Annotated in this window: 12 protein-coding genes; 8 read left to right on the top strand and 4 right to left on the bottom strand. The window is 68.6% G+C overall.

Annotated elements, in window-relative coordinates; genetic code table 11:
* Positions 1-7: 7 nt before the first annotated feature.
* Positions 8-826: an enoyl-CoA hydratase gene (locus tag MKK84_RS07880; protein ID WP_243918412.1), complete on the bottom strand. Its 819-nt coding sequence runs from the start codon at positions 824-826 to the stop codon at positions 8-10.
* Positions 827-1,006: 180 nt separating this feature from the next.
* Here MKK84_RS07880 and MKK84_RS07875 point away from each other — a divergent pair, with 180 nt between their 5' ends.
* Both MKK84_RS07875 and MKK84_RS07870 read left to right on the top strand, forming a co-directional pair.
* Positions 1,007-1,162 carry a DUF5993 family protein gene (locus MKK84_RS07875; protein WP_243918410.1) on the top strand — a complete coding sequence of 52 codons (156 nt, stop codon included), beginning with the start codon at positions 1,007-1,009 and terminating at the stop codon, positions 1,160-1,162.
* 14 nt (positions 1,163-1,176) lie between these two features.
* Positions 1,177-1,737, top strand: coding sequence for a disulfide bond formation protein B (locus MKK84_RS07870; RefSeq protein WP_243918408.1), 561 nt, complete (start codon positions 1,177-1,179; stop codon positions 1,735-1,737).
* Between the two features lie 60 nt (positions 1,738-1,797).
* Here the strand turns inward: MKK84_RS07870 and MKK84_RS07865 are convergent, their stop codons facing one another.
* Positions 1,798-2,175: an AMP-dependent synthetase gene (locus MKK84_RS07865; RefSeq protein ID WP_243918401.1), complete on the bottom strand. Its 378-nt coding sequence runs from the start codon at positions 2,173-2,175 to the stop codon at positions 1,798-1,800.
* A gap of 340 nt (positions 2,176-2,515) precedes the next feature.
* On the opposite strand from MKK84_RS07865, the gene MKK84_RS07860 reads away from it, so the two are divergent.
* A complete protein-coding gene (locus MKK84_RS07860; protein ID WP_243918399.1) occupies positions 2,516-2,956 on the top strand; it encodes a hypothetical protein in 441 nt (146 codons plus the stop codon).
* Between the two features lie 13 nt (positions 2,957-2,969).
* Here the strand turns inward: MKK84_RS07860 and MKK84_RS07855 are convergent, their stop codons facing one another.
* A complete protein-coding gene (locus MKK84_RS07855) occupies positions 2,970-3,659 on the bottom strand; it encodes a uracil-DNA glycosylase (RefSeq protein WP_243918398.1) in 690 nt (229 codons plus the stop codon).
* A 245-nt stretch (positions 3,660-3,904) separates the two neighbouring features.
* Here MKK84_RS07855 and hemH point away from each other — a divergent pair, with 245 nt between their 5' ends.
* A complete protein-coding gene (gene hemH, locus MKK84_RS07850; RefSeq protein ID WP_243918396.1) occupies positions 3,905-4,990 on the top strand; it encodes a ferrochelatase in 1,086 nt (361 codons plus the stop codon).
* Between the two features lie 92 nt (positions 4,991-5,082).
* On the top strand, positions 5,083-5,241 hold the full coding sequence (locus tag MKK84_RS07845; protein WP_243918394.1) for a hypothetical protein: 159 nt from the start codon (positions 5,083-5,085) through the stop codon (positions 5,239-5,241).
* Between the two features lie 274 nt (positions 5,242-5,515).
* Here MKK84_RS07845 and MKK84_RS07840 read toward each other — a convergent pair whose 3' ends face one another.
* Positions 5,516-6,427: a peptidylprolyl isomerase gene (locus MKK84_RS07840; protein WP_243918392.1), complete on the bottom strand. Its 912-nt coding sequence runs from the start codon at positions 6,425-6,427 to the stop codon at positions 5,516-5,518.
* Positions 6,428-6,689: 262 nt separating this feature from the next.
* Here MKK84_RS07840 and secA point away from each other — a divergent pair, with 262 nt between their 5' ends.
* The 3 genes from secA (at position 6,690) to MKK84_RS07825 (ending at position 12,374) form a co-directional block, all read left to right on the top strand.
* Complete coding sequence (secA, locus tag MKK84_RS07835) at positions 6,690-9,581, top strand: preprotein translocase subunit SecA (RefSeq protein WP_243918390.1); 2,892 nt, start codon at positions 6,690-6,692, stop codon at positions 9,579-9,581.
* A gap of 7 nt (positions 9,582-9,588) precedes the next feature.
* Positions 9,589-10,260 carry a dethiobiotin synthase gene (bioD, locus tag MKK84_RS07830; RefSeq protein ID WP_243918388.1) on the top strand — a complete coding sequence of 224 codons (672 nt, stop codon included), beginning with the start codon at positions 9,589-9,591 and terminating at the stop codon, positions 10,258-10,260.
* A gap of 170 nt (positions 10,261-10,430) precedes the next feature.
* The gene (locus MKK84_RS07825) at positions 10,431-12,374 is read left to right on the top strand and encodes a potassium transporter Kup (protein ID WP_243918386.1); all 1,944 of its coding nucleotides are present in this window, start codon (positions 10,431-10,433) and stop codon (positions 12,372-12,374) included.
* Positions 12,375-12,532: the final 158 nt, after the last annotated feature.

The following is a 12,532-nucleotide window of genomic DNA, read 5'->3' as shown; positions in this document are numbered from 1 at the left end:
GCGCAGTTCAGGGCTCCCAGCGGGGCGGGCGCTTGCCCAGGAAGGCGTCGATTCCCTCCTGTGCGTCGGCCATCATCATGTTCCGGACCATGACCTCGGCGGTGTAACCGTAGGCCTCCTCCAGGCCCATCTCGATCTGGCGGCCGAACGCCTCCTTGCCGATCGCCAGGACACGCCGCGCCTTCCCGGCGATGCGGCCCGCCAGCGCATCGACCGCGGCGTCGAGGTCCGCCTCCGGTACGACACGGTTGACCAGACCGATCCGCAGCGCCTCCTGGGCGTCGATCGGCTCGCCGACCAGCAGCATCTCCAGGGCGGCCTTGCGCGACACGGCCCGTGACAGCGCGACCATTGGGGTCGAACAGAACAGACCGATCTGCACCCCAGGCGTGGCGAATTGGGCCGACTCGGCGCAGATCGCGAGGTCGCAGGTGGCGACGAGCTGGCAGCCGGCCGCGGTGGCGATCCCGTGGACCCGCGCGATCACCGGCTGCGGCAGGCGGGTCAGGCTCAGCATCAGCCGGGCGCAGGCGCGGAACACCGCCTCGGTCGCGTCGCGGGACGGCTCGGCGCGCATCTCCTTGAGGTCGTGCCCCGCACAGAAGGCCGGGCCGGCCCCCTGAAGAATGACCACCCGCACCGCCGGGTCCACCCGGATCGCGTCGAGCGCGTCCTGAAGCGCGGCCATCAGGGCCATCGACAGGGCGTTGCGCGCCTGGGGGCGGTTCATCGTCAGGGTCGCGACGCCATCGGAATCGCTGCGCAGCAGGACCGGGGCCTGTGGATCTGCCGCGATGGGCGGGACCGGCGCAGTCGCTGCTGTCATGGGGCGTCTCCCGATGCCGGCTCGACCTTGTGGGGGCCGGCTTATCGAACCAGGGGTAGCATGCGGGCCGATGGGCCGCGACGCCGGCCGCGACAGGTCCGCGAAAGCTTCACCCCTCATGCGTCCCCGTTCGCGCAGCGGACCGGGCTCCCCCGACCGGCAGATCGAGGGACGCGGATCATGATGGTGTTGCAGCTCATCGGCTTGGCGACGAGCGCGGCGGCGATTCTCGCCGGGCGGCGGGGCATCGCCATCGGGCTGTGGCTCGCCGCGCTGTTCGGGACGCTGGCGCTGTTCGCGGCCCACGCCACGTCGACGCTCAACCTTGATTTCTGACCGGATCACGCGCCATGACGCTGCTCCATGCCCGCACGCTCAACGCCCTCGGATTGCTGGGCTGCTGCGCGATCCTGCTCGTGGCCTTCGGCTATCAGCTCCTGCTCGGCGCGTTGCCGTGTCCGCTCTGCCTGTTGCAGCGGGCGGGGTTCGCGGCCTCGGGCTTCGGCTTCGCGCTCGGAATCCGATTCGGCCCACGGCCGTCCCATTACGGCATCGCGATCCTCGGTGCGCTGGTGGGTGCGGCTATCGCGGCTCGGCAGATCGCCCTGCACGTCGTGCCCGGAACCGGCGGCTACGGCGCGACGCTATTCGGCCTCCACTTCTACACCCTGACACTGATCGCTTTCGTGGCGCTGATCGGGGCGGTGGCCGTGCTCCTCCTGATCGCCGATACCGACCAGCCTGCCACCCCGCCCGGGCAGGGTGCCGGGCTCTTCGGGACGGTCTGTCTTCTGCTGTTCCTCGGCGTCACCCTGGCCAATGCCGTCTCGACGGCGGCGGAATGCGGCATTGGCCTCTGCCCGGACGACCCGACGCGCTACGAAGCACTCGATGCGTGGCTGGCGCGCTAAGCAGGTTTCGCAAAAGTGGCCGCCGGGTTTGCGATAAAAATTTGCGGCCGGATGAGAACCTCAGGCCAGCTCGGCCAGGGCCAGATCGAGGCTCGCGAAATCGGCACCCTGGCCATTCCACCACAGCGCCGGGTAGGTCGCGAGGCGGCCCATCACCGCCGCGTAGGCCTCCGCCAGATGCGTGTCGGCGATGACCAGGACGGCTCCGGACAGGCCCTCCGCCAGCGCGTCGCCGCGGCGACCCGCAAGGTCGATCACGCGCAGGCCGAGTCGGCCGAGGCCGAGGCGCATGGCCTCCGCCTGCCCGAAATCCTGCACCAGCAGCGCGACGGCGTCGCCCGCCCGGAGGCCTTCGCCCCAGGCCCAGCGGGCCACGCGGTGCGGACAGACCGGGACGGCGGACAAAGCCGGATCGGTGCGCCGCGCACCGCCGGGCATGCGCCCCTCGGAGGCACGCGGTGCCGGGGCGAGAGGGGGGACGACAGTGGATTCGAGACCGAACATGCGATGCAGACCGCCTGGATCTGGACAAACCGTGGTCTCTGGCGTGACGCGAGCCGGTTAACACTCTGTCTCACCGCACGACGGGAGCGGAACAAGAGCCGCTTTTCGGGCGTTGGCGCCCTCACGATTGATACGATGGCCAACGAGGCGTGAAGGCCGAGCCTCGATTTGTCGTCAAATTCGGTCGCAGTGGCGCGGGCTGCGGACCGGCCTATGTCGTTGTCCGCCGAGGCGGCCCGACAGAGGCCGCCATGATCGAGGAGACAGCCCCCGCATGCGCCACATCGTTCTTTCCGCCGCCCTGATCATCGCCGCCGCCCTTCCGGCGCAGGCGCAGATCCGCAACGCGCCAGCCCCACGGGCCCTGGAATTCGCCGCCTACATCTTCGCGGCCTCCAACGTCTGCGGCTACCGGATCGGCAGCGAGCAGTTCGAGGGGCTGCTGGCGAAGCAGAGCGTCCGGATCGAGGACGTCCAGCCCCGGGGGCCGTTCGGCAACCGCGTGCAGACGATGTTCACGCTGATGTCGAACCAGATGCAGCAGAACCGCGATCAGGCATGCCTGGCGGTGGCGGGCGAGTACGGGCCGGAGGGCACGGTCGCCAAGAACGTGTTGTTGCCGGCTGGCGCGGATGCAGGCGCACCGGCCAAGCCTGCGGAACCCGCCAAGCCTGCGGAATCCGCCAAGCCCGCGGAGCCGGCCAAGCCGCAGTGACGGGACGGTCGGCTTAACCCAGCGGCCATTCGATCGGCCGAACACCGCGCTCGGTCAGCCAGCGATTGGCCCGGCCGAACGGGTCCGAGCCGGGAAAGTCCCGTGCGCGGTTGAGCGGGGAAGGGTGTCCGCTTTCGAACACGCCATGGCGGCTCTGATCGATCAGCGCCGCCCGGGCCCGGGCCTGGGCCCCCCAGAGCAGGAAGACCGCCGGCTCCGGCCGCGCCGAGACCGCCGCCACCGCCTCATCGGTCAGACGCGCCCAGCCGAATCGTAGATGCGCCCCGGCCTTGCCGGCCTCGACCGTCAGCGCACTGTTGAGCAGGAGGACACCCTGTCGCGCCCAGGCGGTGAGGTCGCCGCCCGCGGCCCGGTCTGAACCCGCCTCGGCGAGGATCACTCTAAGCGAGGCTGGCAGGCGGCCCGATCCCACGAACGAAAAGGCGAGGCCGTTGGCATCGCCCGGTGTCGGATAGGGGTCCTGCCCGAGGATCACCGCGCGCACGGCGGGCAGCGGCGTCTCCGTCAGGGCGCGGAAGATCTGGGCCGGGGCCGGCAGCACGTGGGCGCCGGCCGCGATCCGCGCATCGACCCGGTCCGCCACGGCTTCGGCCCCGCCATCGGTGAAGAAGGGTAGCACCAGCCAGGGTGAGCCGGACGCGCGGAAGGCCGCGAGGGCATCGGTCACGGGTGTCTCGCTCATCGAATCTCCATGTGGCCCAGCGACAGCCTCGGTTGCGGCGCGCCGCCCCGCGTGGTTAGGAACAGGGGTCGTACGTGAGGATCCGGTGCGGCATGTCGCATCCGGTCTTCGCCGGCCGACTTCGCACCCTACATGGAAGCCGACCCGACGGGGTTAAGCCTCCGGTCCAGGCCTCAGCGTGCGCGCCGGCCGCCGGATATCTGATGCCACAGGAAGGACCCGGCGCGCGGCGCTGGGACGCTGCCATGAACGAACGCGTCGAACCCGCCGCCGCGCTGGCCAATGGCCGTCCCCTCGCCCCGCGCGAACCCGCGGCCGCCACCCTGCCGGCCGACCATCCGAAGGTCGCCTGGGGCTGCGTCGGCGTCCTGCTGATGAACCTCGGCACGCCGGAGGGCACGAGCTACTGGCCGATGCGCCGGTATCTCAAGGAGTTTTTGTCGGACCGCCGGGTCATCGAGGTGTCGCGGCTGATCTGGTGGCCGCTGCTCAACCTGATCATCCTGACCAAGCGTCCGGGGCCCAAGGGCCGCGACTACGCCAGCGTCTGGAACAACGCGCTCAACGAGGGCCCGCTCAAGACCACCACCCGGGGCCAGAGCGAGCGCCTCCAAGCCGCGATGGGCGACACGGTCGTGGTCGACTGGGCGATGCGCTACGGCAAGCCGGAGGTCGCCGGCCGGATCCAGGCATTGCTCGACCAGGGCTGCGATCGCATCCTGCTGGTGCCGCTCTATCCGCAATACGCCGCCGCCACCTCGGCAACCGCCTGCGACCAGGCGTTCCGCGCCCTGATGGACATGCGCTGGCAGCCGACGGTCCGCGTCTCGCCGCCCTATCACGACGACCCGGTCTACATCGCCGCCATGGCGGATTCGATCCGGGAAGGGTTAGCCAAACTCGATTTCGAGCCGGAGGTGATCCTGACCTCGTTCCACGGAGTGCCGCGCAGCTACCTGCTCAAGGGCGACCCCTATCATTGCCAGTGCCACAAGACCGGCCGGCTGATCCGCGAGGCGTTGGGGATGTCGCCGGAGAAGATGCGCGTCACCTTCCAGTCGCGCTTCGGCAACGAGGAATGGCTCAAGCCCTACACGGACGAGACCGTGATGGATCTGGCCAAATCGGGCGTGAAGCGCATGGCGATCGTGGCGCCGGGCTTCACGGCTGACTGCCTGGAGACGCTGGAGGAACTCGACGGCGAGAACCGCCACTATTTCGAGGACAATGGCGGCGAGCGCTTCGCCTATATCCCGTGCCTGAACGACAGCGACCTCGGCATGAAGGTGATCGAGCACGTGGTGCGGCGGGAGCTTCAGGGCTGGATCTGAGGATTGGTCCGAGCGGGCGCTTGCTGTCGCGCCCCGGCCGCCTATTCTCCCCTCAAGCCGGACGGGTGATTGATCCGGCACGGGAGGGTTCCATGGCGTTCTTCATCGGTATCGCGTGCCCCTGGCTGCTGATCGCGGTGCTCGACCGGATCGCCGAAGGCCGCCGCACCAGCGAACTCGCCGCCCTTGGAGTCACGCCGACGCCCGCGCCGGCGCAGTCGAGCTATCTCGTGCCGGATCGGCCGTACTGACGGCAGAGACTCAGCTTTCTCAAGGTGCTGGGCCAAGCACGCAGTCTCGTGAGTCGCGCGCCCCTTTCCCGGGCGCAAGCAGCGTCAGCGGAATGCGATCCGGGATCCAGCGCAAGAGAACGCGCAGCGTCCTTCTAGAGAAAACGGTGCCGCTGACGCGGCGCTTTTCGTGCTGGGTCCCGGATCACCTTCCACTGCGTTCCAGGCGTCTGGGACAGGGTGCGCGTCATGCGAGCCAGAGGCAGCGTACGTCCGACGCTGCCCCGCCCACCACTCACGGCTTCTTCGTCTCCGGCGCCGGCTGAGCCGCCTCGGCGGGTGCGTCCGGGCGCACGATCTTCGCATCCGCGCGCAGCTTCAGGATCAGGTCCTGCTGCGCCTTACGGATCAGGTGCTGGTCGATCTGCTCCTTCAGCTCGTCGAAAGTCGGCTGCGGCTTGGTCCGCATCTCCTCGACCTTGATCACATGCCAGCCGAACTGCGTCTTGATCGGGTCGGAGACCTGGCCGGGCTTCATCGCGAAGGCGGCGTTCGCGAAATCCGGCACCATCCGTTCCTTGGTGAACCAGCCGAGATCGCCGCCCTCGGCCTTCGAGCCCGGGTCCTTCGAGGTCTCGGCTGCGACCTTGGCGAAGTCCTCGCCGCCCTTGATCCGCGCCGCGATCTTCTTCGCGTCGCCCTCGTTATCAACGAGGATGTGCCGGGCATGCACCTCCTCCTCGGGCTTCATCAGCTTGACGGTCTGATCGTAGATCGCGTGCTCGGCCTCGGGGGTCACCGCGCGTTTGGCCTCCTGCTCCAGATAGTCATCGAGCAGGAGCTTGTCGCGGAAGTAGGCGAGCTTGCGCTTGAACTCCGGCGTATCGCCGATCTTGGCGGCCTCGGCTGCCTGCGCGCCGACCCGAAGGTCGACCATGTAGTCGACCAGCAGGTTCTTCTTCTGGGCGTCATCGACGCCGGGCAGCGACAAAGCCGGATCGTCGGACGCGATGGCGAGGTCGCCCTGCGTGATCGGCTTGCCGTTGACGCTCGCCACCACCGAATCCGGCCCCGCCGGGGCAGCCGGACTGTTCGCGGCGGGCGTGGCGGCGGGCGCCTTCTGGGGGGCCTGAGCCAGCGCGACGCCGGGCATCGCGATCAGGATTGCGAGCGCGCTGACGCGCCGGAGGAGGGCGGGGTGGAGCATGCGGGCGAAATCCTCGGCTGACGTCTCGTGGCCGCTCCGGACCGGGCCGGGCGGCGGGCCGCGGCACAGGTGGCCCGCGTCGCACGAGAAGGCAAGCGCGGCGGTTCCGCCGCTGTCGGAACCGTGACCGCATCGACAGGCGTTGAGGCCTGCCCCTTTCAGGTGCACCGGGCGATGTTTACCTCTATAAGCCCGGCCAACTCCGCCCAGGCCGGCCCGCCACGCTGCTGCGTGGGCGGGCTCGCGCGTCCGCAGGTCCACGATGCTCGGCTCGATCGCCAAGAAGATTTTCGGCTCCTCCAACGACCGGCGCGTCAAGGGCTATCGCCCCCGCGTGGCGTTGATCAACGCACTGGAACCGGAGATCCAGGTCCTGTCGGACGACGCCCTGCGCGCCCGCACCGATATGCTGAAGGCGGAACTCGCCGCCGGCAAGAGCCTCGACGACATCCTCGTGCCGGCCTTCGCCACCGTGCGTGAGGCGGCCAAGCGGGTCTTCGGCCAGCGGCACTTCGACGTGCAGATGATCGGCGGCATGGTGCTGCACGAGGGCGGCATCGCGGAGATGAAGACCGGCGAGGGCAAGACCCTGGTGGCGACGCTGCCGGTCTACCTCAACGCCCTGGAGGGCAAGGGTGTCCACGTCGTCACCGTGAACGACTACCTCGCGGCCCGCGACGCCGAGTGGATGGGTCAGCTCTACCGCTTCCTGGGGCTCTCGGTCGGCACCATCGTGCACGGGCTCGACGACGCGCAGCGCAAGGACGCCTACGCCTGCGACATCACCTACGGCACCAACAACGAGTACGGGTTCGACTACCTGCGCGACAACATGAAGTACGAGATGTCCCAGCTGGCGCAGCGGGGGCACAATTTCGCGATCGTCGACGAGGTCGATTCGATCCTAATCGACGAGGCGCGCACGCCGCTGATCATCTCGGGCCCGGTGGACGACCGCTCGGAGCTCTACGTGTCGGTCGACGCGATCATGCCCCGGCTGGTACGCGAGCATTACGACCTCGACGAGAAGCAGCGCACGGTCTCGCTCACCGAGATCGGCAACGAGTTCGTGGAGGAGACCCTGCGCGAAGTCGGCCTGCTCAAGGACGGCGACCTGTACGACGCGCACAACGTCAGCCTCGTCCACCATGTGAACCAGGCTTTGCGCGCCAACACGCTGTTCACCCGCGACAAGGACTACATCGTCAAGAACGACGAGGTCGTGATCATCGACGAGTTCACCGGCCGCATGATGCAGGGTCGGCGCTACTCGGAAGGGCTCCATCAGGCGCTGGAGGCCAAGGAACGGGTCACGATCCAGCCCGAGAACCAGACGCTCGCCTCGATCACCTTCCAGAATTACTTCCGCCTCTACAAGAAGCTGGCCGGCATGACCGGCACGGCCTCGACCGAGGCCGACGAGTTCGCCGAGATCTACAAGCTCGACGTGGTCGATATCCCGACCAACAAGGAGGTCGAGCGCGTCGACGAGGACGACGAGGTCTACCGCACGGTGGCCGAGAAGTACGACGGCATCATCGCGGAGATCGACAAGGCGCATAGCCGCCATCAGCCGATCCTGGTCGGCACCGGCTCGATCGAGAAGTCGGAGCACCTCGCCGAGATGCTCAAGAAGGCGGGCTACACCCTGCTCGACTATTCCGACCCGAATGCGCTGACCGACGTCTACGCCGCCGCCCGCGAGGGCCGGGTGACCAAGCGCTTCGCCGTGCTGAACGCCCGCTTCCACGAGCAGGAGGCCTACATCGTGGCCGAGGCCGGTGTGCCCGGCGCGATCACCATCGCCACCAACATGGCCGGCCGCGGCACCGACATCAAACTCGGCGGCAACATCGAGATGCGGGTCGAGAAGGAACTCGCCGGCGTGCCTGAGGGGCCGGAGCGCGACGCCCGGATCGAGGCGATCAAGGCCGAGATCGCCGAGAACCGCGCCAAGGTGCTGGCCGCGGGCGAGAAGGCGGATCCGGAGGCGGGCCGCAAGAAGGATCTGCCGGGCGGCCTCTACATCATCGGCACCGAGCGGCACGAGAGCCGGCGCATCGACAACCAGCTCCGCGGCCGCTCCGGCCGCCAGGGCGATCCCGGCCGCTCGAAGTTCTACCTGTCGCTTCAGGACGACCTGATGCGGATCTTCGGCTCCGACCGCATGGACGGGATGCTGCAGAAGCTCGGCCTGGAGCAGGGCGAGGCGATCATCCACCCCTGGATCAACAAGGCGATCGAGAAGGCGCAGCAGAAGGTCGAAGCGCGCAACTTCGACATGCGCAAGAACGTGCTGAAGTACGACAACGTCATGAACGACCAGCGCAAGGTCGTGTTCGAGCAGCGCCGGGACTTCATGGCCCAGGAGAGCGTGCGCGAGACCGTGGACGAGATGCGCGAGGGCGTGATCGACGACCTCGTCGCGCGCTTCATGCCCGAGAACGCCTATGCCGAGCAGTGGGACGTCGTCGGTCTGCGCGATCAGGTGAGGGAGGTGCTCAACCTCGACGTGCCGGTCGAGGACTGGGCCAAGGAAGAGGGCATCGCCGACGAGGAGATGCGCGAGCGCCTGCTCAAGGCGGCCGAGACGGCCTATGCCGAGCGGACCGAGAAGAACGGCGCCGAGGTCACCGCCTATATCGAGAAGCAGGTCCTGCTCCAGACCCTGGACCACCTGTGGCGCGAGCACCTCGTGACGCTGGACCACCTGCGGCAGGTGATCGGCTGGCGCGGCTTCGCCCAGCGCGATCCGCTGAACGAGTACAAGTCTGAGGCCTTCGATCTGTTCAACGGCCTCGTCACGGCCCTGCGCGAGCAGGTGACCGCGCAGCTGTCGCGGGTCGAGATCATGTTCCAGGAACAGCAGGAGCAGTATCCCGCCGGTGGACCGGCGCTGCCGCCGATGTTCGCCCAGCACCTCGACCCGGTCACGGGCGAGAACGAGATGGACTACGCCGGCCAGGGCTCCGGCAGCGATGGCGGCGGCGGCCCCGCCTACGGCTTCGCCGCCCAGGGCTTGGCGGCGGACGGTGCGGTGCTGGAGCGCGATCCGCAGGATGTCGGGACCTGGGGCCGCGTCAGCCGCAACGAGCCGTGCCCCTGCGGCTCGGGCAAGAAGTACAAGCACTGCCACGGCAGCCTGCAGGCCTGAGGCCGGCATGGCCGCACGGGCGGTCTTCATCGCGGGCGCCGGGACGGAGATCGGCAAGACCTACGTCACCGCGGCTTTGACCCGGCGCCTGCGGGCGCAGGGCCGGGCGGTGCGGACCGTGAAGCCGCTCGCGAGCGGCGTCCCGGCTCTGGGTGATCCCGGCTTCGCCGAAAGCGACACCGCCCGCCTGCTCGACGCGCAGGACATCGCCCTCGACGCCGAGGCGGTTGAGGCCTGTTCGCCCTGGCGCTTCTCCGCGCCGCTCTCGCCCGATCAGGCAGCCGTGCTGGAGGGTCGGTCCCTTGAGCTGGCCGACCTCGTCGGCTGGTGCCGCGCGCAGATCGCCTGCACGACGGGAACGCTGCTGATCGAGGGTGTCGGCGGGCTCATGAGCCCAGTGAGCGAAGCGGCCACCGGGCTAGACTGGCTCCGTGCGCTGGACGTGCCCGCCTTGCTGGTAACCGGCAGCTACCTGGGGGCGATCAGCCACGCGCTGACGGCCTGCGAGACCCTGCGCCGGTACGATGTCCCGCTGCTCGCCATTGCGGTGAGCGAGAGCGAGGGCGCGCCGGCCCCGGCCGCAACCGTGGCCGCGTCGATCGCCCGTCACGCCGGCGCGGAGGTCTTTTGCCTGCGGCACGGGGATTCCTGTCCGGAAGCGCTCGCCGACCTGATCTGAGCCGGCTGCTTCGGCGTTGTGCGCGACGCGTTATACCCTCAAGTCTGCGTGTGGCTCCGACATCCCGGCGCCTTCGGCTGCGCCCTCGCTGGACGATGTGGCCTTGGCTGCTAACTGTCGAGCAGTCTCGACGCGCCCAGGCCCGGGCGGGTCATGCGGGAGCTGTTGCGTTGAGTCAGTCCCTTGCCGCCACCGCGGAACCCGGAACGGAGACCGCGGCGCAGGAGGGCGAGCCCACCCGCAACCGCCTGCGGCCAGCGCTCGTCCTCGGTGCCCTCGGCGTCGTCTACGGCGATATCGGCACGAGCCCGCTCTACGCGTTCAAGGAGGCCGTGAAGGCTGCCACCAGCGGCGGCGTGTCGGTGCCGGCTGCGGCGACTGGCGCGGTGTCGCTGATCCTGTGGTCGCTGATCTTGATCGTCTCGCTGAAATACGCGGTGCTGATCCTGCGTGCCGACAACCGAGGCGAGGGCGGCATCGTCGCCATGCTGGCGCTGCTCGGCGCACGCCAAGCGCGGCCGGGCAGTTGGGGCGCACTGCTGCTGGTGGTGGGACTGGTCGGCGCAGCGCTGCTTTACGGCGATGGGGCGATCACACCGGCAATCTCGGTGCTCTCGGCGATCGAAGGCTTGAAGGTCGATGCGCCGTCGCTCGGGCCATACGTGGTGCCGATCACGCTGGTGATCCTGATCGGGCTGTTCCTGGTCCAGTACAAGGGCGTGGCCGCCATCGGCCGGGTGTTCGGCCCGGTCATGTTCGCGTGGTTCCTGATTCTGGGTCTGCTCGGGATCCTCGGGATCCTGCACAATCCCGAGATCCTCGCCGCCGCCAATCCACTCCGGGCGCTCGACTTCATGTTCCATGCCGGTTTTGCCGTCAGCTTCGCCATGCTGGGCGCGGCGTTCCTGGCGGTGACGGGCGGCGAGGCGATGTATGCCGATCTCGGCCATTTCGGCGCCCTGCCGATCCGCGCGGCGTGGTTCGTGCTGGTCCTGCCGGCGCTGATCCTCAACTATTTCGGGCAGGGCGCCCTGCTGATCGCCGATCCGAGCGCGATCGAGAACCCGTTCTTCCGCCTCTGCCCCGATTGGGCGCATTATCCGCTGGTCGCGCTCGCCACCATGGCGACGGTCATCGCCTCGCAGGCGATCATTTCGGGCGTGTTCTCGCTGACCCAGCAATCGGTGCAGCTCGGCTTCCTCCCGGCGATGCGCATCGTCCAGACGGCCCGGGACGAGCGCGGCCAGATCTACGTGCCGGTGGTGAACTGGCTGCTCGCCGTTGCCACCCTTGTGGCCGTTGTCATGTTCGGATCGTCCGACGCACTGGCCGGCGCCTACGGCATCGCGGTCTCGATGCTGATGGGCATCACCACGCTGCTCGCTGCGCTCATCGCGCTGCGCTGGGGCTACAACCCGATCCTTGTCTTCGCGGTGAACGGCTTCTTCCTGGCCATCGACCTCGTGTTCTTCGCCGCCAACAGCGTGAAGATCCTGGAGGGCGGCTGGTTTCCCCTCGTGCTCGCCGGCTTCGTCGCGCTGATGATGCTGACGTGGAAGAAGGGCAACGAGCTTGTCGAGGACGCGCGCGTCCTCCTGCGCCTGCCGGAGGACGTTTTCCTCTCCGGCCTCCAGCACCGCGAGCTGCTGCGCCTGCCGGGCACTGCGGCCTTCCTGTCGGCCGCGGAGCACGGGATCCCGCTGCACCTGTCCCGGTTCGTGGAGCGCAACCACGCCCTGATGGAGCGCATCCTGATCATCACGGCGCTCTACGAGGAGACCCCGACCGTCGCGCGGGAGCAGCGCGCGCACGTGACGATCCTGGCGCCGGACTTCTACCGGGTGATCCTGCGCTACGGCTTCATGGAGGAGGCCTCGATCCCCGAAGGTCTGGCCTGTGCGGTCGAATCGCGCCACCTACCGCCGCACGTGCTCGACGACATGACCATCTTCGTCGGTCACGAGACAATCATCGCCAAGAGTGATGATCGCGGCATGGCACCCTGGCGGGAGAACCTCTTCGCCTTCATGCAGCGCAACGCGGAGCGCACCGGCGCCTTCTTCGGCGTCCCGACCCGGCAGGTGGTGGAAGTCGGGACGGAGATCGAAATCTGAGGGATCTGCGGCGGCGTGTGACTCGGCTGTCCAGGGCCAGGACGCACCGAAACGTGTGATTCGGTCCGTGATCCAAACGGAACCGCAACGCTTCGGCCTCGTTCCGCCCCGACGCAGGCGGTGCGCCATCCCGGCGCATGCCGGATCGGAGGGACACG

Source organism: Methylobacterium sp. E-065 (genome assembly GCF_022829605.1).
In the GTDB taxonomy this organism is placed as follows: domain Bacteria; phylum Pseudomonadota; class Alphaproteobacteria; order Rhizobiales; family Beijerinckiaceae; genus Methylobacterium.
The sequence above is the reverse complement of the archived record's forward strand: the minus strand, read 5'-3'. Positions and strand labels throughout refer to the sequence as shown.

What these genes read in the sequence shown, in the direction of transcription:
- MKK84_RS07845 (WP_243918394.1), top strand. Translation starts at nt 5,083, where the DNA reads ATGGCGTTCTTCATCGGTATCGCGTGCCCCTGGCTGCTGATCGCGGTG.
- bioD (WP_243918388.1), top strand. Translation starts at nt 9,589, where the DNA reads ATGGCCGCACGGGCGGTCTTCATCGCGGGCGCCGGGACGGAGATCGGC.
- MKK84_RS07870 (WP_243918408.1), top strand. Translation starts at nt 1,177, where the DNA reads ATGACGCTGCTCCATGCCCGCACGCTCAACGCCCTCGGATTGCTGGGC.
- secA (WP_243918390.1), top strand. Translation starts at nt 6,690, where the DNA reads ATGCTCGGCTCGATCGCCAAGAAGATTTTCGGCTCCTCCAACGACCGG.
- MKK84_RS07875 (WP_243918410.1), top strand. Translation starts at nt 1,007, where the DNA reads ATGATGGTGTTGCAGCTCATCGGCTTGGCGACGAGCGCGGCGGCGATT.
- MKK84_RS07840 (WP_243918392.1), bottom strand. Translation starts at nt 6,427, where the DNA reads ATGCTCCACCCCGCCCTCCTCCGGCGCGTCAGCGCGCTCGCAATCCTG.
- hemH (WP_243918396.1), top strand. Translation starts at nt 3,905, where the DNA reads ATGAACGAACGCGTCGAACCCGCCGCCGCGCTGGCCAATGGCCGTCCC.
- MKK84_RS07880 (WP_243918412.1), bottom strand. Translation starts at nt 826, where the DNA reads ATGACAGCAGCGACTGCGCCGGTCCCGCCCATCGCGGCAGATCCACAG.
- MKK84_RS07860 (WP_243918399.1), top strand. Translation starts at nt 2,516, where the DNA reads ATGCGCCACATCGTTCTTTCCGCCGCCCTGATCATCGCCGCCGCCCTT.
- MKK84_RS07865 (WP_243918401.1), bottom strand. Translation starts at nt 2,175, where the DNA reads ATGCCCGGCGGTGCGCGGCGCACCGATCCGGCTTTGTCCGCCGTCCCG.
- MKK84_RS07855 (WP_243918398.1), bottom strand. Translation starts at nt 3,659, where the DNA reads ATGAGCGAGACACCCGTGACCGATGCCCTCGCGGCCTTCCGCGCGTCC.